At 66.6% G+C, this 20254-nt stretch carries 21 protein-coding genes and 1 riboswitch; of the genes, 13 read left to right on the forward strand and 8 right to left on the reverse strand.

All coding sequences use genetic code 11. The features are described from left to right. The coding region (locus W823_RS35480; RefSeq protein WP_031331462.1) for an MFS transporter at positions 1 to 1119 on the reverse strand (1119 nt) is incomplete at its 3' end. A 58-nt stretch (positions 1120 to 1177) separates the two neighbouring features. Further along, positions 1178 to 1855 carry a pyridoxamine 5'-phosphate oxidase gene (pdxH, locus tag W823_RS35485; protein WP_051406372.1) on the reverse strand — a complete coding sequence of 226 codons (678 nt, stop codon included), beginning with the start codon at positions 1853 to 1855 and terminating at the stop codon, positions 1178 to 1180. A 168-nt stretch (positions 1856 to 2023) separates the two neighbouring features. Between pdxH and W823_RS35490 the strand changes: the two genes are divergently transcribed. From W823_RS35490 to W823_RS35505, 4 genes are all read left to right on the forward strand, one after another. After that, positions 2024 to 3148 carry a citrate synthase 2 gene (locus tag W823_RS35490; RefSeq protein WP_023955314.1) on the forward strand — a complete coding sequence of 375 codons (1125 nt, stop codon included), beginning with the start codon at positions 2024 to 2026 and terminating at the stop codon, positions 3146 to 3148. Positions 3149 to 3242: 94 nt separating this feature from the next. Continuing rightward, complete coding sequence (gene serC, locus W823_RS35495; RefSeq protein WP_023955316.1) at positions 3243 to 4376, forward strand: phosphoserine transaminase; 1134 nt, start codon at positions 3243 to 3245, stop codon at positions 4374 to 4376. A 147-nt stretch (positions 4377 to 4523) separates the two neighbouring features. Next, positions 4524 to 5564, forward strand: coding sequence for a septation protein SepH (sepH, locus tag W823_RS35500; RefSeq protein ID WP_023955318.1), 1041 nt, complete (start codon positions 4524 to 4526; stop codon positions 5562 to 5564). 76 nt (positions 5565 to 5640) lie between these two features. Beyond that, positions 5641 to 6420, forward strand: a complete 780-nt coding sequence (locus tag W823_RS35505) for a hypothetical protein (protein ID WP_051406362.1) — start codon at positions 5641 to 5643, stop codon at positions 6418 to 6420. Positions 6421 to 6457: 37 nt separating this feature from the next. Here the strand turns inward: W823_RS35505 and W823_RS35510 are convergent, their stop codons facing one another. After that, positions 6458 to 7294 carry an RNA methyltransferase gene (locus tag W823_RS35510; protein WP_031331468.1) on the reverse strand — a complete coding sequence of 279 codons (837 nt, stop codon included), beginning with the start codon at positions 7292 to 7294 and terminating at the stop codon, positions 6458 to 6460. 74 nt (positions 7295 to 7368) lie between these two features. On the opposite strand from W823_RS35510, the gene W823_RS35515 reads away from it, so the two are divergent. Beyond that, on the forward strand, positions 7369 to 8595 hold the full coding sequence (locus W823_RS35515) for a GNAT family N-acetyltransferase (RefSeq protein ID WP_023955324.1): 1227 nt from the start codon (positions 7369 to 7371) through the stop codon (positions 8593 to 8595). A gap of 21 nt (positions 8596 to 8616) precedes the next feature. Here W823_RS35515 and W823_RS35520 read toward each other — a convergent pair whose 3' ends face one another. Continuing rightward, on the reverse strand, positions 8617 to 9048 hold the full coding sequence (locus W823_RS35520; protein ID WP_023955326.1) for a MarR family winged helix-turn-helix transcriptional regulator: 432 nt from the start codon (positions 9046 to 9048) through the stop codon (positions 8617 to 8619). Between the two features lie 226 nt (positions 9049 to 9274). Between W823_RS35520 and W823_RS57075 the strand changes: the two genes are divergently transcribed. Beyond that, positions 9275 to 9517, forward strand: coding sequence for a DUF2530 domain-containing protein (locus tag W823_RS57075; protein ID WP_023955327.1), 243 nt, complete (start codon positions 9275 to 9277; stop codon positions 9515 to 9517). Here W823_RS57075 and W823_RS58635 read toward each other — a convergent pair. The 3 genes from W823_RS58635 to W823_RS35535 all read right to left on the reverse strand — a co-directional run bounded on the left by W823_RS58635 (position 9405) and on the right by W823_RS35535 (position 13613). Then, positions 9405 to 9749: a phosphatase PAP2 family protein gene (locus tag W823_RS58635; protein ID WP_369792576.1), complete on the reverse strand. Its 345-nt coding sequence runs from the start codon at positions 9747 to 9749 to the stop codon at positions 9405 to 9407. The two genes, W823_RS57075 and W823_RS58635, sit on opposite strands and share 113 nt — an antisense overlap. Before the next feature lie 317 nt (positions 9750 to 10066). Then, positions 10067 to 12811, reverse strand: coding sequence for a sacsin N-terminal ATP-binding-like domain-containing protein (locus tag W823_RS35530; RefSeq protein WP_235189405.1), 2745 nt, complete (start codon positions 12809 to 12811; stop codon positions 10067 to 10069). Then, positions 12789 to 13613: a DUF3027 domain-containing protein gene (locus W823_RS35535; RefSeq protein ID WP_023955331.1), complete on the reverse strand. Its 825-nt coding sequence runs from the start codon at positions 13611 to 13613 to the stop codon at positions 12789 to 12791. The genes W823_RS35530 and W823_RS35535 overlap by 23 nt, the downstream gene beginning before the upstream one ends. A 310-nt stretch (positions 13614 to 13923) precedes the next feature. On the opposite strand from W823_RS35535, the gene W823_RS35540 reads away from it, so the two are divergent. Both W823_RS35540 and W823_RS0128015 read left to right on the forward strand, forming a co-directional pair. Continuing rightward, positions 13924 to 15696, forward strand: coding sequence for an MFS transporter (locus W823_RS35540; protein ID WP_023955333.1), 1773 nt, complete (start codon positions 13924 to 13926; stop codon positions 15694 to 15696). 10 nt (positions 15697 to 15706) lie between these two features. Further along, positions 15707 to 16243: a DUF2771 family protein gene (locus W823_RS0128015; protein WP_023955335.1), complete on the forward strand. Its 537-nt coding sequence runs from the start codon at positions 15707 to 15709 to the stop codon at positions 16241 to 16243. A gap of 66 nt (positions 16244 to 16309) precedes the next feature. On the opposite strand, the gene W823_RS59385 is transcribed toward W823_RS0128015, so the two are convergent. After that, positions 16310 to 16723, reverse strand: a complete 414-nt coding sequence (locus W823_RS59385) for a cold-shock protein (RefSeq protein WP_023955337.1) — start codon at positions 16721 to 16723, stop codon at positions 16310 to 16312. 153 nt (positions 16724 to 16876) lie between these two features. Between W823_RS59385 and W823_RS35550 the strand changes: the two genes are divergently transcribed. The 5 genes from W823_RS35550 to W823_RS35570 all read left to right on the forward strand — a co-directional run bounded on the left by W823_RS35550 (position 16877) and on the right by W823_RS35570 (position 20172). Continuing rightward, positions 16877 to 17128: a hypothetical protein gene (locus W823_RS35550; protein WP_023955339.1), complete on the forward strand. Its 252-nt coding sequence runs from the start codon at positions 16877 to 16879 to the stop codon at positions 17126 to 17128. Between the two features lie 8 nt (positions 17129 to 17136). Continuing rightward, positions 17137 to 17649, forward strand: a complete 513-nt coding sequence (locus W823_RS35555; protein ID WP_031331474.1) for a flavin reductase family protein — start codon at positions 17137 to 17139, stop codon at positions 17647 to 17649. A gap of 93 nt (positions 17650 to 17742) precedes the next feature. After that, positions 17743 to 18834 (forward strand): GTP 3',8-cyclase MoaA, encoded by a 1092-nt coding sequence (gene moaA / locus W823_RS35560; protein ID WP_023955343.1) that lies wholly within the window; start codon positions 17743 to 17745, stop codon positions 18832 to 18834. Positions 18835 to 18836: 2 nt separating this feature from the next. Further along, a complete protein-coding gene (locus W823_RS35565) occupies positions 18837 to 19085 on the forward strand; it encodes a MoaD/ThiS family protein (RefSeq protein ID WP_023955345.1) in 249 nt (82 codons plus the stop codon). A gap of 301 nt (positions 19086 to 19386) precedes the next feature. Next, positions 19387 to 19559, forward strand: a riboswitch (cyclic di-AMP (ydaO/yuaA leader). A gap of 7 nt (positions 19560 to 19566) precedes the next feature. After that, the gene (locus tag W823_RS35570; protein WP_023955347.1) at positions 19567 to 20172 is read left to right on the forward strand and encodes a transglycosylase family protein; all 606 of its coding nucleotides are present in this window, start codon (positions 19567 to 19569) and stop codon (positions 20170 to 20172) included. Positions 20173 to 20254 lie beyond the last annotated feature (82 nt).

Genomic DNA, 20254 nt, shown 5'->3' on the forward strand with positions numbered 1-20254 from the left:
CGGCCCGCCCGCGACGACAACGATGAAGACGCCCTGAAGGCGCCCTCGCACATCGTCATTCGCGGCCGCCTGCAGCATCGACATCCGGAACGCTGCCGACGCCATGTCGGCCGCGCCGCCGATCATGAGCAATGCCACCGCGATCGGGAGCATCGGCAACGCCGACCCCGAGGCGAAGCCGACGCAGATCCCCACCCCGGTGATCGCCACACCCCAGATGAGGATGCAGATGATCACCGCGTACCCCTGACGCTGCACTCGCGAGACCCAACCGGAGAACACTCCCCCGATCACCGCACCCGCGGCGATGGCCGAGAACAAGAGCGCAAAGGCCACACCGCCACCGTCCGGTCCGCCGAAACTCTCGTGCGCCATCTGCGGGAACAGCGCCCTGGGCATGCCGAAGATCATCGCGATCAGGTCCACCAGGAACGACATCATCAAGACCTTGTGACCGCCGAGATAACGGAATCCCTCGATCACCGACTTCAGGCCTGGCGTGCCCCGTTTGTCCGGTCCCTCCGGTCGCAGCGACGGCAACCGGATCACCGCCCAGATCGTGGCGAACAGGAACAACGTGTCCACCAAGTACAGCACGGAATAACCCAGGATCGGGATGAGCGCCCCACCCACCAGCGGGCCGGCGATCCCGCCGGCCTGCATCACCGTCATGTTCAGCGAGTTGGCAGCGGGCAGTTCGGTTTTCGACATCAACTTGGGCAGGATCGCCGACCGCGTCGGCTGATTGACCGCAAAGAAGGCCTGTTGTACCGCGAACACCACGAGGATGAACCACACGTTGCCGAAGCCCAGCGCCGACTGCACAAAGAACAGGGCGCTGGTCGCGATCAGCCCGAATGTTGTGATGATCAACAGGATTCGCCGGTCCATCACGTCGGCGACCGCCCCGCCCCAGAGGCCGAAGATCACCAGCGGGACAAGGCCGAACAGTCCGGTCAGCCCGACGTAGGCCGAACTGCCGGTGAGTTGGTAGATCTGTGCGGGAACCGCCACCACCGTCAGTTGCGCACCGATGACCGTGACGATGTTCGCCCACCACAGGCGTCGGAAATCAGGGTGTTGCAGCGGGGTGGTGTCGGCGAGGAACCGGCGCGTCACCTCGTCCGTGCCCCGGAACCCGAATCCGGCAGGACCTGCCGGGTGGGCGTGGTCGGTGTCACGGCTGCAATCTCTCACTGCGCCAACGGCCGTCGACGAGCGTGCACCGAACCCGGTTGTGCAACCTGTTGGCCCGGCCCTGCCAGAACTCCACCTCGGTGGGCGTCAGGCGATAGCCACCCCAGCGCGGCGGCACCGGAACCGGTTGATCCCCGTCCGCGCCACCGAATTGGTCCGCGATCGCCGCCGCACGCTCCTCGAGCGCCTGGCGTGACTCGATGGGCGCCGACTGTTCGGACGCGTAGGCACTGAGCTGCGAACCACGTGGTCGCCTGACCCAGTAGTTCTCGGTGGCCTCGGCGGTCACCTTGCTGACGGGCCCCCGAAAGTGCACCTGCCGCTCCATCCCGATCCACGGGAAGGTGACCGAGGCATAAGGAGTGGACGCCAGATGGTTCGCCTTGTCGGAGTCGTAGCCGGTGAAGAACATCACGCCGTCGGCATCGGCACCCTTGCACAGCACCGTCCGTGTGGACGGATGGCCGTCGGCATCAACCGTGCCGAGGACCATCGCATTGGGTTCGGCGATCGCGGCATCGATGGCTTCGCGTAGCCATTGGCCGAACAGGGCCAGCCACGGCGGATCCCCTGCGAGCCAGCTCGGGTCGAGGTTGCCGCGAACCCCGTCCGCACCCGCCGCGTCGTCACCGCCCGATGCCGAATAGGCCACCCGCATGCTCGACAGATCCACCGGTTCGTTCGTCACGACGAATAACGCTACTCCCGGGTAACCGCGGCTGGAACGGGCTACTACAGTCCTAGGCAAGTACGGCAGTCGGTGCCCCGAGACCGCGGGTGACAGCGCGGCCGCAGTGTGCAGCTCGAACCGCGAGGAGTGCGATCGATGGCAGTCAATGTGCAGGTACCGGAGGGATTCGTCGAAGGTCTCGAGGGCGTCACCGCCTTCACCACCGAGATCGCCGAGCCGGACAAGAACGGCGGAAACCTCCGATACCGCGGGGTCGACATCGAAGACCTGGTCGAGAACAACGTGACCTTCTCCGATGTCTGGGCGCTGCTGGTGGACGGGAAGTTCGGCGACGGCCTCCCCCCGGCCGAACCCTTCCCGCTGCCCATCCACACCGGCGACGTCCGCGTCGACGTGCAGGCCGGGCTGGCCATGCTTGCTCCGATCTGGGGCTACAAGCCGCTGCTCGACATCGACGAGTCCACCGCACGCAACAACCTCGCCCGCGCCTCGGTGATGGCGCTGTCGTACGTCGCCCAGTCGGCACGCGGCATCCATCGTCCCGCCGTGCCGCAGGACGTGATCGACGAATGCGACACCGTCACAGCACGTTTCATGACCCGATGGAAGGGTGAGCCGGACCCCGCGCACATCCGCGCCATCGATGCCTACTGGGTCAGCGCCGCCGAGCACGGCATGAACGCCTCCACGTTCACCGCCCGCGTCATCGCCTCCACGGGCGCCGATGTCGCGGCCTCACTGTCGGGTGCCATCGGCGCGATGTCCGGCCCGCTGCACGGCGGCGCACCGGCCCGCGTGCTGCCGATGATCGAAGAGGTCGAGCGCACCGACGACCCCCGCGGCCTGGTCAAGGGCATCCTCGACCGCAAAGAGAAGCTGATGGGTTTCGGTCATCGCGTCTACCGCGCCGAAGATCCCCGGGCCCGGGTGCTGCGCCGCACGGCCCAGGAACTCAACGCCCCGCGCTATGAGGTTGCCGCCGCCCTGGAGCAGGCCGCCCTGACCGAACTACGTGAACGGCGCCCCGACCGCGCCATCGAGACCAACGTGGAGTTCTGGGCCGCGGTCATCCTCGACTTCGCCGAGGTGCCGCCGCACATGATGCCCGCCATGTTCACCTGCGGGCGCACCGCCGGTTGGTGCGCGCACATCCTCGAACAGAAGCGCCTGGGCAAGCTCGTCCGTCCTGCCGCGCTGTATGTGGGCGCCGCACCTCGCCGGCCAGAAGACGTCGACGGCTGGGCCACCATCGCCGGCTGACCCGAAAATGGTGGGTTCGGGCGAACAAACCCCCAGGTCGCGTTCGCCAAAACCCACCATCATCGGGTTCGGGGGCGGTCTCTAGACTGGTCGCATGAGCGAAACGATCACCATTCCGGCCGACCTCCTGCCCTCTGACGGCCGATTCGGTTGCGGCCCTTCCAAAGTCCGCCCCGAACAGCTGCAATCGCTCGTCGACACCGGTGCATCGGTGTTCGGCACCAGCCACCGGCAGGCCCCGGTCAAGAACGTTGTCGGCTCCATCCGCAGCGGTCTCGCCGACCTGTTCAACCTGCCCGACGGTTACGAGGTTGTGCTGTCCAACGGTGGTACCACCGCCTTCTGGGACGCCGCGGCATTCGGTCTCATCTCCAAGCGGTCGCTGAACCTCACCTACGGCGAGTTCTCCAGCAAGTTCGCCACCGTCGCGAAGAAGGCCCCGTTCCTCGACGACCCGATTGTCGTCTCCACCGAGCCGGGCACCGCGCCGAGCATCGCGACCATCGGCGCCGAGCAGTACGAGGGCGTCGACCTGGTCGGCTGGGCCCACAACGAGACCTCCACCGGTGTCGCCGTACCGGTGACGCGCCCCGACCTCGCCGGTGACGCCCTGATCGCCATCGACGCCACCTCCGGCGCCGGCGGCCTGCCGGTGAACGTCGCCGACGCAGACGTCTACTACTTCGCCCCGCAGAAGTCGTTCGCCTCCGACGGTGGCCTCTGGATCGCCCTGATGAGCCCCGCGGCTCTCGACCGGATCGCCACCATCGGCGCCTCCGATCGCTGGTGCCCCGAGTTCCTGTCGCTGCCGACCGCAGTGGACAACAGCAGCAAGAACCAGACGTACAACACCCCTGCTGTCGGGTCTCTGCTCCTGCTGGCCAACCAGATCGAGTGGATGAACAACCAGGGCGGCCTCGACTGGTGCACCGCCCGGACCGCCGACAGCTCCAGCCGGCTCTACGACTGGGCCGAGGCCAGCGAGTTCGCCAGCCCGTTTGTCGCCGACAAGACCTACCGGAGTCAGGTGGTCGGCACCATCGACTTCAACGACGACGTCGACGCCGCCGCAGTCGCGAAGATCCTGCGCGCCAACGGCGTCGTGGACACCGAGCCATACCGCAAGCTCGGCCGAAATCAACTGCGCGTCGGCATGTTCCCGGCCGTCGAGCCCGATGACGTCAGCAAGCTCACGGCGTGCATCGACTACGTGGTCGGCGCTCTGTAAAGGCCGAACCACCGCTCAACACACCCCCGCTGAGCTGGGATTTTTCGGGCGTGTCACAGCATGCGATCTGTTGAATCTGCATTACGCTGTCGCTAATGCAGACCGACGCAAGTGTAAGGCTGGCTCCCTGACGTGAAGGAGGAGCAGATGCGTGAGCTTCGAGTCATCGGCCTGGAGCCGGACGGCAAAAAGGTGATCCTGCAGGACACCGAGTCGAGCGAGAAGTTCCGCATCCCCGCCGACGACACCTTGCGCGCCGCCGCTCGCGGCGATCTGACCCGAATGGGTCAGATCGAGATCGAGATGGAGAGCACGCTGCGACCGCGAGAGATCCAGTCGCGCATCCGCTCCGGGGCGTCGGTCGCCCAGGTCGCCGCCGCTGCCGGTGTGCCGATCGACCGCGTCGAGCGTTTCGCGCATCCGGTTCTGCTCGAGCGTGCACGTGCGACCGAACTCGCCGCGCAGGCGCACCCGCTCCGCTACGACGGCCCGGCACTGTCCACGTTGGCAGAGGTGGTCGCCGCCGCACTCGGAGCCCGCGGGCACAACCCGGACGACACCGAGTGGGACGCCTGGAAGGGCGACGACAACCGCTGGGTGGTCCAGGTGAGCTGGCGCGTCGGGCGGTCGGTGAACCGTGCACATTGGCGTTACGTTCCGGGGTCCAACTCGGGCACCGTCGAGGCCATCGACGAAGTGGCCGACGAGCTAACCGATCCGGACATGAGCCGGCCGCTGCGGAGTGTGATCGCCGTCGCGCCGGTCTCGGAGGACAACACCTACGACTACGACCACCCCGAGCTCGCGTTCGACTACACACCTCCCCCAGCGGCACAGGTGACACCCGTCTCGCGGCCCGCACGACTGACCGTGAAATCCGACGGAACCGAAGCCGTGACCGTGGACGCCGACTCCCTGACCGGCGCCCAGACGGCCCGACGCATACCGGCGAGGCGGGCCGAACCCGTACCCGCGCCGCAGGTCGACAGGGAGCCGGCGGTCACCGAGCCGGCGCCGACCACCACCGACGATCATGACGACCACCACGACCAGACCGACGCCCCGGAAGCCCCCGCGGCCGAACAGCAGCCACCCGCGCCGCGTAAGCGTGCTCGCAACAGCCGCAAACCCGCCGTGCCGACCTGGGAAGATGTTCTGCTCGGTGTCCGGAGCAGTGGCAACACCTGACGCAGGCTAAGTTGTTTGATGCACCTAATGTCGGACAGCAATCACGGAAAGGCTTGAATTGGCAGCGAAGGCGTCCATGCTCTGGTTCGTCAATTCGAGCGATCCGGCGGCCGAGATCCGCGAGGGCGTGACCAACGACGAGAATGCGGCGCAGGCACTGGCCACGGATCTGTTCCCCGACATGACCCTGCTGCCGATCGGACACAGCGATCTGGTGGAGGCCGCAACCCCCGCAGCCGACCAGCTCTTCGTCGGCGTCTATCGCTCCTTGGCCGTGGTGACCGGACCGATCCTGCGGACCAGCAGTCCGTCCACCCTGCCCGAGCAGTGGACCGCCGCACTGCCGGCGCAGGCAACGGTGTTCCTCAACACCGATCCGGAGTACTCGGTCGGTGCATTCGCGCGCTGGGAGGACGGGATACTGCGCCGGTCGTTCGCGGCCAACCCTGTCGACATCTACGAGAACATCGGCCTCCCGTTCATCTTCGAGGGCCCGTTCTGGGCCGGTGAACGCCCGCTCGTCTACGCCGAGGGCGCCATCCCGGACCCCCAGGCCCTCCCCTTCCATCCGCAGGAGTTCGCCGAGGAGGCCATGCGGAGCTGGCTGGGCTTCCGCATCACCACCCCACGCGACCCGTCGGACTCCGATCCGCACTCGATCCAGTTGTCGGGCTTTGCGATTCGGCCGAAGGGTTATCAGCCCGACCAGCGTTCGGATGAACGGAACCTCGCCGAACAGCACCATTCCAAAGGCCAGTATCCGACCGAGCATCCGCAGCGACCCGCCGAGGAGTCGGCGCCCGCACCTGCGGCCAAGCGCGTGGCCCGGTGGTTCGGATTCGGACCCAAGGCCTGATTCAGGCCTGACGCGCAAGCCCGGTCATCGAGCCCGGTCAGCGAGCGCGTTCGTAGAACGCCAGGGCGGCGGCGGTCGCGACGTTCAGCGAATCCGTTCCGCGTGCCATCGGGATGCGTGCGCGCACATCGCCCGCACGCATCGCCGTCTCTGTCAGCCCCGGACCTTCGGCGCCCACCATGAACGCCACGCGCGGGGCATCCACCACCTCCGACAGGGTCGCCACCTCCGGGTCGGGGGTGAGTGAGATGATGCGAAAGTCGTTGCTGCGCAATACGTCCAGGTCTGCCGGCCAGCTCGTGGCATGGGCGAACGGAACCAGCAGTACGTGACCCATCGACACCCGGACCGATCGGCGGTAGAGCGGATCGGCGCATGCCCCACCGAAGATCACGGCATCCACGCCCAAACCTGCCGCGTTACGGAAGATGCTGCCGATGTTCTCGTGGTCGTTCACACCTTCGAGCACGGCGACGGTGCGGGCGTCGGCCAGGACGTCAGGCAGCGCAAGGGGTTCGGGGCGGCGCGCCACGGCGAGCACACCACGATTGAGGTGGAAGCCCACCACCTGGGCCATCACGTCTGCGTCAGCGCGAAAGAACGGCACCCCGCTGACCGCAGGATCGGTGAGAGTCTCACCGAGTTCACGCAACCTCTTGTCCACGCCGAAGAATGCGTGCGGCGCGAACCGGGAAGCGACCATCCGCTGCGCCACGAGCACACCCTCCGCGATGACCAGCCCCCGTCCGGGGCGTCCTCCGGCGAGGACCGGGAGATCCGGCCGCCGGTCGACCGAGTTGAGGTCGCGGAAGTCGTCCACGCGTGGGTCGTCGGGGTCGTCGATGTCGATGACCGTCACCGCGAGGTCAGAGATAGGTCCTGCCTGGTGAGCGTGCGATCCGACCATCCGACTAGTTTGCCCGACGGCCGATATGGCAGGTTGAACGGGTGAGCAAAGGTAATCTGACGCTTCGTCGCGCAAATGAATCCGACTGGCCGGCCATCGCGACCGCAGACGCCCGGGCCTTCGCGTTCGTCAACCCGCTCGACGAAGAGGCGCTGGCCGACATCCGCTCGAAAGTTCGCGATGACGACGTCATCGTGGTGCACGACATGTCCGATCCAGAGCGGCCGACGCTGGTCGGTGTGTCGATGTTCTTCCGGATGACGATGTCGGTTCCCGGCGGACATCGGGTATCGCTGCCCGGGTTGTCCTGGGTGTCGGTGGCCTCGACTCACCGCCGCCGCGGCATCCTGCGGATGATGATCACCGAGTTGTTCGAGCAATGGGAGCGCGAGCAGTCCGTGTTCTCGATCCTCACCGCATCAGAGGGCACCATCTACGAGCGATTCGGTTACGGCCCTGCCGCTTTCGAACAGCAGGTTCGGATCGACCTGCGCCGCGCACAACTGCGCGCACCGGCCCCCGAGGATTCGCGGGTTCGCTACGCCGACCCGGACCAGATCCGCGACCGCGTTCCCGAACTACATGACCGCTGGGTCTCCACCAGGCCCGGCGCTATCGTCCGGGCGCCGGTGTGGTGGAACATGATCTTCGCCGACCGTCCGATCCTGCGTGACGGACGAAGCGGTCTGCACTACCTGCTGCATCCCGACGGCTATGCGAGCTACCGGATCCACCACGAGTCGGAAAGCGTGTCGGTGGCGGAGGTCTCGGAGTTGTTCGCCGTCACCGACGAAGCGCATTCCGATCTCTGGAGGGTGCTGGTCGGCCTGGATCTACTGCCCGCCATCACCGCGACAACGCCGGTCGACGACCCGCTGCCGCTGAAGCTGACCGATCTGCGTGCTCCGTCCGTGACGGGTATCCGCGACAGCATGTGGCTACGGATCCTCGACGTGCCGGCGGCTCTGACGATGCGCGAGTACGGTCTCGACGCCGAGTTCGTGATCGAGGTGTCGGACAAGTTCCGCCAGTCGGGGGGTCGCTTCAAGCTCGCCATCACCGACGGCCGGGCCGAGGTCACCGAGACCGATGCCGAACCGACGGTCACGATGGACATCTCCGTGCTGGGCAGCCTCTACCTCGGGGCGTACCGGGCGGTGGACTTCGCATCGGCAAAGCGACTCTGGGCCGTCGACGGGCACACACTCCATGCGCTGGATCAAGCGCTGAGCACCGATCGCAAGCCGGTGGCGGGCACGTTCTTCTAGTCCCGCTCTGGGGCGCGGCGTTCAGTCGCTCTCTGCGACGATCGATTCGATGATGCCGACCGCGTCACGCAGCGTCGCCATCTGGTCGTCGTCGAGGCGTTTGAGCTGGGCACGCAGCCATTCCTCACGAGCATTCGCCTCATCGACCACAACGTCGGTTCCCGACGGCGACAGCGCCACGATCACCTGGCGTCCATCAGTGGGGTGCGGTTCGCGCTTCACCAGGCCGAGGTCGGCCAGGGATGCGATGACCCTGGTCATCGACGGAGGTTGCACACGTTCCCTCGCCGCGATGGCGCCCGGCGTCATCGGGCCTTCCCTGTTGAGGGTTGCCAACGCCGAAAGCTGTGTCAGCGACACCGGCGAAGCCGACCGGCGACCGCGCAAATGCCTGGTCAACCGGACAACGGCGATCGCCAGATCGCTCGCGAGCTTTTCGTCATTGTGATCCACGCGATCAAGGATAGGTGAGGCCGCGCTGAATGCACCATGAACCGGCGATGTTCATGTGTTCGGTTCACGAGTGAATGCTCGTTAACTTTTTAAAAGACAGTTCGTCTCGTAGTGCTGCACAAGCCATCCCCACGTCTGAGATTACGCCTGGACGAGTGGCTAAACGAGTGAACTTTCGACTGCGTACGAGTTGGCCTGCCACGTTTCCGTCACTAGTGTCGACTGCATGCCCGAACCCATTCCATCGCTGCCGCGAGCACTGACGGCACCGGAGCCGGTGATCGCGGTGGGCATGATCGGTTTCCTCATCGCGACCGTGCTGGTTGCCGTCTGGGACCTGGGAACCGACAACACGCTCACCATTTGCCTGGTGGGCCTGGGCGTTGGTCTGTTCGGCTGCTTCGTGGTGTCCCTGCAACGGTGGGCGATCCGGCGAGGGAGCCGCGCCGCCCAAGACGGTCTGTCCTGAACACGACACAGGTCGCCGACGCCACGAAGACCACGCCCAGGAGCCAGCCTGCGACGACATCGGTCATCCAGTGCACGCCGAGGTATACGCGACTCCAACCGATGGCGACAGCCAGTACAGGAGCCGCGAGGAGCACCAGGCGGTGCGCTCTCACCCACGAACTGCTGTGATAGCCGGCGACCGCGATCAGGCCGTAGACGATCGTCGCCATCATCGCGTGTCCGGACGGCATGGAAAAACGTGTCGATGGCCAGCAAGCGGGCTTCTGCGGGCGGCCGTTCCCTTCCGATCAGGTGCTTGAGCCCGACCATCAGGCCGTACGCGATCAGTGACCCGGCCCCGACCAGCACCGCCGACCGCGCTTGTCGCAGCACGAGCAACGCGATGGTCGCCAGCACCGCCACCAGCGTCAAGGTGACGGTGTCGCCGAGGGTGGTGACGACCTTCATCGTCCGGGTCCACGCGTCGGTCCGGTTCGCGACCGACCATTCCCAGACAGAACGGTCCGGCCCGAAGACAAGGGACTCGGTTCGGAGAATGCCCGTCGGGTCAGTCAGGGATGACGCGGAACTCGGCATCGATGTGGAGAACCCCTTTCTGATCGCGCCAGAACGGAACCCGGCGTCGACTCGTGGTGCCGTCGTGGTGCACCTCGACAACCAATTCATCATGTACCCGGATGGGACCGGTGGGCAGCGGCCTGCTCTGCATCAACGCCGATCGCAACGCGCCGGGCTCGGCCTCCCATGTGGACGGCCTGCCCTCCTGCACCGGTTCTGCGGCGAATTCCTCGGTCGCGAGCGGCATGTCGAGAAGGTCGGCGAGCGCCGATGCCAGCCCGATCTGCGACGGCACCACGGTGATGAGTCGACCGGGGTCGATGGCGGCGGCGAGCCAGGGGGCGTCCAGGACAACCGCGTCCTGCGCCACGTCTCCGGCGAGAGTTCTTGCAGCCGTTGGTGGTTCGATGTCGTCCAGCTCGATGCGGCCGGCCCGCAGCGCCTCGGCGAGGGCAGTGTGTGCTGTGGCCGCCACCAGCGGTGAGACCGCGCGGTCGGCCGCGGACAGCCGGTTCAGGATGAGCCGAGCCGCGTCGATGTCCTCGACATCGGCATTGCCCAGCGCGCCGGAGATCTCGTCACCGTGCGGGTGATCGATGGGGTCGAGCAGGCCTGCGACGGTCCGGTCGCTCGGTGCGCGCCAGCCCCCGAGCGGTACGCCGTCGACCACCGCATAGTGTCGCAACCACCAGCAGGTGTACCCGGAGCGATCGGCCAACAACGTTGCCGCGTCGGCAGATTCGACCAGCAAACTCAGCGCCTCCGGCCAGCGATCGGGGTCGACCAGGTCGAGATCGCGGACCGCTGCCAGCGTCTGCGGCGCATCGTCCAGTGTGCTCCACCACTGCTCTTCGTCGGGCAGGTCGTGGTCGGGGCCGGTCGGATACTCCTCACGCAGCACCGTGAAGTCCCAACCCACGCCCAGAGCGCGGAACGCCGCCTGGCCGAACTCCTCCACCAGATCGGCCGAGACGATCCCGAACGGCGAATCATCGATCAGCACAGCCGAAAGCGGACTGCCCGGCAACAGCAGCTCGTCCGCCGGTCGCACGTCGTCGTCATCGGTGGGGAGCTGCAACTGGCCCAGCCAGGTCGGAACCACCACGTCCGGAGCCGCGCGGAGCAGACCGAGCACACTCCGCACCAGACGTTCGTCGGCCGGGTCCTCGTCGATCTCACTGCGTAGGGCAGGGTCGGACAACATCTCCCCCACCGTGATCCGCTGAGCACCGAGCCGTTCGAGCAGATCGTGGTTCGCTGCAGGATGGACGGTCGGGAGCCAGCTGGGGGCGACAACGTCGGCATCCTCGTCGCCGCGGTACGGCGGCAACACGGTTCCGCGGGCACCGGGAAGTGTCCGTCCGTCGGTCAGGGGCACCGGGAGCGCCCCGAGTTCGTCGACCTGGCCCTGCGCCACCACCGACAACTCGGCGTAGAGGGCTCCCCACCACCGTGGTTCGCGTTCGGAACCGGTGAGCCGTTCGGCCACCTCGGCCAGACCGATCTCCGTCACACCCACCGACCTCAGCGTGCTGAGCGAGCCCCGGCCGGACAGGTCCGGGTGCACCAGCGTCGTGATGACCTCTCCCAAGAGGTCGGCGAGCCCGGCGGTGAGGTCGGGCAGCACCTCGGCCCGGGACGCGATCAGGTCGTCGCCCTCGGCACCCGGAACCCAGGCGTGCCCGGCCAACTCGGCGATCAGCGCTTCACGCAGTTGTTCGTCGTCGCGTCCGGCCGCGAACCCCGGTGCCGGGACGAGCCCCATTCGCTGATCGATGGGCAGCTCGGCCACGATCTGTGCGTAACCCTGTGCCAACACGGCGATGTCGGCGTCGGGATGCAACCCACGACGATCGGCCGTCAGCTGCACATCGCCGACACAGATGGCCGGCACGGTGAGCTCGACGTCGGTGCGGGTGGGTGCACGCAGCACATCGCGACGCACGCGAACCGGCCTGCCGTCGCGCAGCGGGAGCAACCAGCGGGCGCGCGGCGCCACGAGCTCACGCCAGCTCGCACCGCCGACGGAGATGATGTCGCCCTCGCGGACGCGTCGAAAGGTGTTGTCGGGCAGGGTTATTGTGTCGATCGATTCGAGCTCGAGCAGCAATTGCACACTTTCGGCGGCAAAACCGTCGAACATCGCGGCCATGTCGATCGAGTTGTCGATCTCCATCACCACCTCGGTGTCGAAGCCGTCGATCGGCGCGGTGTCGATCGGCCAGGCCAGGCGCAGCGTCGGTACCTGCTCCACGACCGCCCCGTTCGCGGCGAGTTCGGCCCGCGTGCGTTCGGCTGAGAACTCGAATGATCCGCTCTTCGAACGGATCTCGACATGACGCGTCACTGCGGCAACAGCGGTGAACCCCACCCCGAACCGTCCGATCAAGCCGTCGCCGTGTTTGCTCGAGGAACGCAGCGCCGTCAGGGCAGCGGCACCGTCGGAGTCGACAGGTGCGCCGGTGTTCGCGATGTGCAGCCACCGCCCGTCGTGCCACACACGAACCGAACCGATGATCCCGACAGCCGTGGCGGCATCGGCAGCGTTGGCGACCAGCTCGGTCAGCAGGCGATCGCGGTACCCGACGCCGACAAGATCTGTTTCGGCAGCAGTGTCTTCACGCAGGCGGGTGGGCGAGGTGAGCCACGACCCGAGAATCGAGTCGCGCAGACGGCCGAGGCCGAACGGGTCGGACGGCTGCACGACAGGGTCAGGAGTTGGCGTGGATCTCAACCGCGCCGTCGTCGTAGGCATCGTAGGCAGGGCTTCCGCCGCCGGTGGGCGCCTCGACATCCGAGTGGGCGCCGCACCCGTACTCGGCGTGCACCACACGGCCGTCCGCGGCGTATTCGTTGGCGCACACACCGAACGCGGCGCGCAGCGAACCGACAACGGGGAGGTAGAAACCGCAGGTGCCGCAGTTGTGCCGGGCGCTCCTGGCCATCTCGGAAGCGGGACCGTGCTCACCCTCGACCCACCGCGAAGCCGCCTCGAGCCGACCCTCGCGGCTCAGCAGTCGTTTGCGGCCCAGACCCAGTTCGGTCGCCACAGCGGACTCTTCGCTGAAGGGGTCATTGTCGTCGTTGTCGACGTACCCCGGGACCAGGCGTGGGTCGTCGGCCGGTGTCGCCAGCAGATCTCCGGGGTTCAGGTCTCCCGGCCGAACCCGCTCGGCCCACGGAACCCATTCCGGCGCGGTCAGCGCAGTGGAACCCGGCAGCAAGGCCACCTCGTTGACCGTGACGTCGTCGCAGCCAGGGCATCCGGCCAGGACCACACACCACTGCCATCCGCGATAGCCGGGCACATGGGCGGCGAAGTAGTGAGTAACCGTGAAGGCGGCCTCGGTGACCGCTTCGAGGTGGTCACCGACCTCTTTGTCGTCGGCGTCGATCGCGGCCCTCGCCTGCGAGACGGCCGCGGTCAGCAGCGCTTCCACGCGTTTCTGCTCGGCGTCATCCCTCTCCTGGTCGACATGACTGCCGGGCCCGTCGTGATCAGTCACTGCGTCTGTCTGCTCGGTAACCGCGTTCACGTCCTCCAGTGTGCCGTATCGGGGCGCGCCGCAAGTGCCCGAGGGTTGGTAGGCCCGCGTCGGATAGGGAACAATCGGGAAAGTGAACCGAGGAAATCAACCACACGATCCTCGTACGACCTCCTCGGGCAGGGGCAGAGGTACTCAGCGCCCCGCCGACCCCGCCGGGCAAGACCCCCGCCAGCCGCCACGACCGGGGCCCGCGGCGCATCCGGGTTCGGCCAATTATCCGGTGGACGGCTCGACGCCGGGAACCCGCCAGCCACGTCCTGGGGGCCAGCCCTCCTATCCGCGCGGCGGCCAGCCCCCCATGCCACCGCGTGGACCGCGACCGCCCAGTGGCCCTCCCAACGGTGGTCCTGCTCAAGGCGGTCCGCCGCCCGCGTCCACCGCCGCATTCCCCCCTCACGACGACAGCCGGCGGAACGACACTCGCCAGCAGACATCGCGCAACCCGCATCTGCCGCCACTGGACGAGACCGACTACCACCGCGAGGAATCCGGCGGCCGGGCAATGCCCCGCAAACTCACCGTCACCCGCGTTGCCGCGCTTCGAGGCCGGGAACTGACATCGAAGGGCCTGGGCAAGATTCATCAGGCCGCCACCGCCGACGGTGCCGACCGTTCTGGTCTGACCGCGTTGACCTATCCGACGGTGGTCAACTTCGCAGTCGACGCCGCGATGACGATCGCGTTGGCCAACACCTTGTTCTTCGCCGCCGCAAGCGCGGAATCCAAAGGCAAGGTCGGTCTCTACCTGTTGCTGACCATCGCGCCGTTCGCGATCATCGCCCCACTGATCGGGCCGATGCTCGACAAACTCCAGCGGGGCCGTCGGATCGCGATGGCCGGCACCTTTGCCGGGCGCACCGTGCTGGCCCTGCTGGTGATGGCGAACTGCGGTTGGGACGACGCCGCGAACCAGCTGACCTACGACCCCTGGGTGCTCTACCCATGCGCACTCGGAATGTTGGTGCTGTCCAAGTCATTCGGCGTGCTCAAGTCGGCCGTCACACCGCGTGTCCTGCCGCCGACCATCGACCTGGTCCGGGTCAACTCCCGGCTGACCACATTCGGGTTGGTGGGCGGAACGATCCTCGGCGGTGGTGTGGCAGCACTGTGTGAAGTGTTGCTGGCCAAGGTCCTTCCCCTCCACCTGCCCGGAGCCATGGTGTGGCTGGCCATCATCACCGTCGCCGGCGCCGTGCTGTGCATGCGCATCCCGTCGTGGGTGGAGGTCACCGCGGGCGAGGTCCCCACCACACTGACCTACCACGGTGAACCGGCACGCGATCCGTTGCGGCGCCCCGATCCTGCCCAGTACCCCCCGCCGGGTGGCGCACAGGCACCGAGCGCAAAACAATCCGGCGAGAAGGCCTCTCCGGTCAAGGCCCTCGCGGCCACGATGCGTCAGCCCCTGGGCCGCAATGTACTCGTCGGTCTCTGGGGTAACGGCACCATCCGCATCCTGACCGGCTTCCTGACCCTGTTCATCGCCTTCTACGCGAAGTCGCAGCAGGGTGGCGGCAGCGGCTGGGCCCAGGTCGCCATGCTCGGCGCGGTCGGCGCGGCCGCCGGCATCGGAAACTTCATCGGGAACGCCACCGGCACACGACTGGAGCTGAAGAACCCCGAGCGCATCATCGTGATGGTGACCGGTGCCTGCGTCGCGGTCGCGGCACTGGCCGCAGCGTTCGGCAGCCTGCTGTTCGTGGCCATCGCGGCACTCGTCGCCTCGGGAACCAGCGCCATTGGCAAGGTCTGCCTCGACTCGTCCATCCAGAACGACCTCCCGGACGAATCGCGGGCATCGGCTTTCGGTCGCTCGGAGACCGTCCTACAGATGAGCTGGGTGTTCGGCGCATCCCTCGGCGTGCTGCTCCCGCCGAACCTCACCATCGGCTTCGGAGTCGTCGCAGGATTGCTGGCCCTGGGCCTGGTGCAGACGTTCGTCACCAACCGGGGCTCTACGCTGGTCCCCGGATTCGGTGGCAAGCGGCCAGACATGACCATGCCCACCGGCGCAATCCATGTCGATCCGCACATCCGCGAGGCCTGGAACAAGGGCGGCGGAGACCGATGAGTTGGGATACATGAGCGCACGCTTGACCACAGGCGAGAAGAAGTTCTTCGCGATCGCCGTCATCACCGTTCTGTTGCTCGTCGCCGTCATCGGCGGCTCGGTGGCCGCGTTGGCCTCCGGACACGAGGACAACGACGTTCCATATCTGCATGTCGCGAACGGCAACACACTGATCACCGTTGAGCCGCTGATCTATTGCTCCATCGAGGTGACGAACTGCGAAGGATCGCCGACCAACAAGCCGGCGCGGATCCCCGTACCGGTCGGCGACGCGGTGATGGTGTCGCTGTCGAGTGACCTGTCCGTCGGGCCCTGGACGCTTGTGGTGCAGTACCTCACGAAAGACGGGTTCGACAACACCGCCGAGGTCTTCTACCGCAGCGACAGCAAACGCACATTCACCCTCGCCTCGACCCGCGACCGGATCCTGGCGACGATCGAGATCAAGCAGCCGTCACAGAAAGAAGACGCGGGCGGCTTCATCCCACGCGGGATCTGGGGCATCGACACCCTTCCCGACGGTGTCGATGTCCCAGCGTCCGACTAGTTCGAAATCCGGCTGGTTGAAGATCCGGCCGGTTGAGGAACCGGCCGCGGTGTCACACGAGTACTGCTAGGTCTCGAGCTCCCGGGCAACGGCCCGCACCACCTCGGAGATCCGGGCGGCGGTCTTGCGGTCGGGGTACCGACCCTTCCGCAGATCTGGCTGAATCTTGCCTTCCAGCAACGTGATCAGGTCGGCCACCATGCCGTGCAGCTCATCAGGACTGTGCCGCTTGGGCTGTTCCTTGCGCGCTTCCCGCGTGTTCTTGGCAACGCTGGGAGCCGGATCGAGAACCTTGACAGTCAACGCCTGTGGGCCGCGACGACCCGCTGCCATGCCGAACTCGACCCGCTGGCCGGGTTTGAGTGCCTCGGTCCCATCGGGGAGCGCGGACGAGCGCACATAGACGTCTTCGCCCTCATCTTGCGAGAGAAAGCCGAAGCCCTTCTCCGCGTCGTACCATTTCACCTTGCCGGTAGGCACTGTGCTCACCCTCATCTACTCGCATTGCCCAAAACGAAAGCGCCCGCTGCGGGCAACTGGCCCAGCCGGACGCGTTCGGTCAGTCTAGCGCCTCGGCCAACCCCCGAGCACACGGGTTTTCGGCCGCCTCGAACCTGCACTACCGTTGTCTACATGCGCAAAGCCGAAGGCAGCCTCTTGCTACGGGCCGCTGTGGGACTGTTCGCCATCGGAGTCATCGCACTGCTCTGGCTGTTTCTGAGTACGCCGATCACCGGTGAGACCGCTCCCCTGTTCGTCTATCTGCTCACCATGTGTGCCCCGCTCGGCTTTTTGCTCGGGCTGATTTTTGCGTTGCGATCAGGGCGACGCCATCGGGACGCCGCTGCGCACCAGGGCCGCGGCTCGAGGTCGCCACTACAGTGACTGACGACATGACGCTCTCAATCGACGGAGCATTGACTCCCACCAGTGACGGCACGGCACTCCGCGCTGCTTACAGCTGCTTTCCGACCGGTGTGGTCGCCGTATGCCACCAGGGCGACGGCGACCCCATCGGCATGGCCGCCAGCTCGTTCGCCACGGTGTCGCTCAACCCGCCACTGGTGTCGCTCTGCGTTCAGAACGAATCGACGACGTGGCCCAAGTTGCGCAGCGCTCCCGTCATCGGGCTGTCGGTGTTCGCCCATGATCAGGACGCCGAGTGCAAGCAGCTCGCGGGCCGGGCCGATGCGCGATTCACCGGGCTGCGGGTGGAAACGACCGACGACGGGGCACTCTTCATCGGCGGAGCGGTGGCCCAGCTCTCGTGCACCATCTACAACGAGATACCGGCCGGCGATCACAGCCTGGTCCTGCTCAAGGTCGAGGCGTTGCGCGCCGACCCGTCGCAGGAGCCGCTCGTGTTCCACGCCAGTGCGTTCCGGGCGCTGGAAAGACGGGCGTAGCAACCACGACTTCGGCGCCCATCAGAAAACGACCGTAGTCAGTTTCCCCCGGGAATCCGACCTCGATCGGGCGATCACCGTAGGCTTGTACAGGTGACCGCCATCGCTCTGGGTATGCCAGCCGGCTTATCCGTCCGCCCGCCCGTCGGGACAGACGCCGTCATGCCCACCAGCGGTCCCATGGTGGACACCTTCGGGCGCGCTGTTCGCGACCTCCGCGTCTCGGTGACCGACCGCTGCAATCTGCGCTGTACCTACTGCATGCCCGCCGAAGGCCTCGACTGGCTCGATCGCGACGACGTACTGACAGCTGCCGAGATCATGCGGGCGGTCTCGGTGGGCGTGCGCGAACTCGGAGTACGAGCCGTCCGGTTCACCGGCGGCGAGCCACTGCTGCGCAAGGACCTCCCGGAGATCATCGAAGCGGTTGCCGCCCTCGACCCCCGACCCGAGATCGCGCTGACCACCAATGGACTGGGCCTGGCCCGGCAGGCGAAACGATTGGCAGCTGCCGGCCTGGACAGGGTGAATGTATCCCTGGACACCGTCGACGCCGCCAAGTTCGCTGCCATCACCCGTCGCGACCGCCTTCCCGACGTGTTGGCGGGCCTCGAGGCCGCGGCCGACGCGGGGTTGACCCCGGTGAAGGTCAATGCCGTGCTCGACACCGCCGGCGGCCTCGACGACGCCGCTGCGCTCCTGAAGATGTGCCTGGACAAGGGCTACCAACTGCGGATCATCGAGCAGATGCCGCTGGACGCCGAACACCACTGGTCACGCACCTCGATGATCACCGCCGACCAGATCCTCGCCCGCCTGCAGCAGGACTTCGACCTGCGGCCCGACGACGTGGCGCGTGGGTCGGCCCCGGCGGAACGCTGGATCGTGGAGGGTCATACCGGGCTCGACGGGAGGCCTGCCCGAGTCGGGGTCATCGCCTCAGTGACCCGCCCGTTCTGCGGCGATTGCGACCGGACCCGGCTCACCGCGGACGGACAGCTTCGCAATTGCCTGTTCGCCACCTCGGAGACGGACCTACGCAGTTTGCTGAAGTCAACTGACGCTACAGATCAGGAAATCGCACTGCGGTGGCGACAGTCCACGTGGGGCAAGCTCCCGGGCCATGGCGTCAACGAGCCAGGCTTCCTCCAGCCCGCACGGTCGATGTCGGCGATCGGGGGCTGACCATGCGTATCTGCGTCCGGTTCTTTGCCGCCGCCCAAGCAGCCGCGGGTGTCGAGCAAAGTGTGGTCGAACTCACTGACAAAGCCACTCTTGCGGATCTGGAAATCCAATTGGGTCAAAGCAATCCACAGTTGGCTGAAGTGCTCGAGAGATGCTCGTATCTGCATGAGTCCGTCGCCGTTCGGGACCGCTCACGGGTGCTCTCGAGTGGCGACACCGTCGACGTCCTGCCGCCGTTCGCGGGCGGTTGAGCGCATCTCACCCTGCGGAGCAGCGGGTCATTCGACCCACATCGGCGTCTCATTCCTTCGGATGATGCTGTGACGTTCCTCACATAACGGTTGGGTTACGGTACGGACACGGGACGACAGTCATACCGATGAGCAGCAGTAATGCCGAAACCGCCGAAAACGGGCCCGACGACACGTCGAAAAGGCCGTCGAAGAAGTTATGTGTAACCACTGATTAACCCGTACCGTCTGTCTCGGTCGACCTGATCGGCCAGACCGCAAGTGAATATTCCCGGCTCGCCGCGCCCAACCTCGTCCCGCGAACCGAGAAACTCCAAACGCATTTCAGGGACGAGGACGGGGGACCCACCATCTCCTGGAGATCACCGGGTTCCGAGAAATCGGAGCCCTTGGGGTGAAGCCCGCGCAAGCGGACCGAGCAACCTCTCGCTCGAACCCGACAGCTGACTTCGTAGGCGCGTGGAGAGAGGAAGTACAACTCATGTCCGGACGTCATCGTCAGCCGACCACCACTGGTCGCACCATCGCCAAGTTCGCCCTCACCTCTGCCGTCATCGGCGGCGGCGCCACCCTCGCCTTCGCAGGCGGCGGCAACGCCGGTGCAGCCACCGACGCCGAGTGGGACCAGGTCGCCTCGTGCGAGTCGGGTAACAACTGGGCCATCAACACCGGCAACGGCTACCAGGGTGGACTGCAGTTCAGCCCGAGCACCTGGACCGGCCACGGCGGCGGCGAGTTCGCCCCCTCCGCCGACCAGGCAACCCGTGAGCAGCAGATCGCTGTCGCCGAGCGTGTTCTCGCCAGCCAGGGACCCGGCGCATGGCCGACCTGCGGCACCGGCCTGAGTGGCGCCACCCCGCGCAACGCTCCCGCTGCGGCCCCGAGCCTCGAGATCCCCGCAGCCCCGGCTGCGCCCCAGGCTCCGGACCTCTCGGCTCAGACCGACGAGATCGCCAACGACCTGAAGTCCGTGTTCAACGATCCCACCGTCCACGCGCTGATCGATCAGGCCAACGCGGCCGGTGACCTCGACGCCGGAACGATCGCGTTCTACAACGAGTACCGGGACTTCCTGCCCCTCCCCTGATCCTCGGGGAGCCCAGACGAAGGGCCTCGCACGCGACCATGAGTCCGTGCGGGGCCCTTTTCCATGTTCCGATGTTGGTGGG

It is taken from the genome of Williamsia sp. D3 (assembly GCF_000506245.1).
Taxonomy (GTDB): Bacteria; Actinomycetota; Actinomycetes; order Mycobacteriales; family Mycobacteriaceae; genus Williamsia; species Williamsia muralis.

What these genes read in the sequence shown, in the direction of transcription:
- pdxH (WP_051406372.1), bottom strand. Translation starts at nt 1,855, where the DNA reads ATGCGGGTGGCCTATTCGGCATCGGGCGGTGACGACGCGGCGGGTGCG.
- W823_RS35490 (WP_023955314.1), top strand. Translation starts at nt 2,024, where the DNA reads ATGGCAGTCAATGTGCAGGTACCGGAGGGATTCGTCGAAGGTCTCGAG.
- serC (WP_023955316.1), top strand. Translation starts at nt 3,243, where the DNA reads ATGAGCGAAACGATCACCATTCCGGCCGACCTCCTGCCCTCTGACGGC.
- sepH (WP_023955318.1), top strand. Translation starts at nt 4,524, where the DNA reads ATGCGTGAGCTTCGAGTCATCGGCCTGGAGCCGGACGGCAAAAAGGTG.
- W823_RS35505 (WP_051406362.1), top strand. Translation starts at nt 5,641, where the DNA reads ATGCTCTGGTTCGTCAATTCGAGCGATCCGGCGGCCGAGATCCGCGAG.
- W823_RS57075 (WP_023955327.1), top strand. Translation starts at nt 9,275, where the DNA reads ATGCCCGAACCCATTCCATCGCTGCCGCGAGCACTGACGGCACCGGAG.
- W823_RS58635 (WP_369792576.1), bottom strand. Translation starts at nt 9,749, where the DNA reads ATGCCGTCCGGACACGCGATGATGGCGACGATCGTCTACGGCCTGATC.
- W823_RS35540 (WP_023955333.1), top strand. Translation starts at nt 13,924, where the DNA reads ATGCCACCGCGTGGACCGCGACCGCCCAGTGGCCCTCCCAACGGTGGT.
- W823_RS0128015 (WP_023955335.1), top strand. Translation starts at nt 15,707, where the DNA reads ATGAGCGCACGCTTGACCACAGGCGAGAAGAAGTTCTTCGCGATCGCC.
- W823_RS35550 (WP_023955339.1), top strand. Translation starts at nt 16,877, where the DNA reads ATGCGCAAAGCCGAAGGCAGCCTCTTGCTACGGGCCGCTGTGGGACTG.
- W823_RS35555 (WP_031331474.1), top strand. Translation starts at nt 17,137, where the DNA reads ATGACGCTCTCAATCGACGGAGCATTGACTCCCACCAGTGACGGCACG.
- W823_RS35565 (WP_023955345.1), top strand. Translation starts at nt 18,837, where the DNA reads ATGCGTATCTGCGTCCGGTTCTTTGCCGCCGCCCAAGCAGCCGCGGGT.
- W823_RS35570 (WP_023955347.1), top strand. Translation starts at nt 19,567, where the DNA reads ATGTCCGGACGTCATCGTCAGCCGACCACCACTGGTCGCACCATCGCC.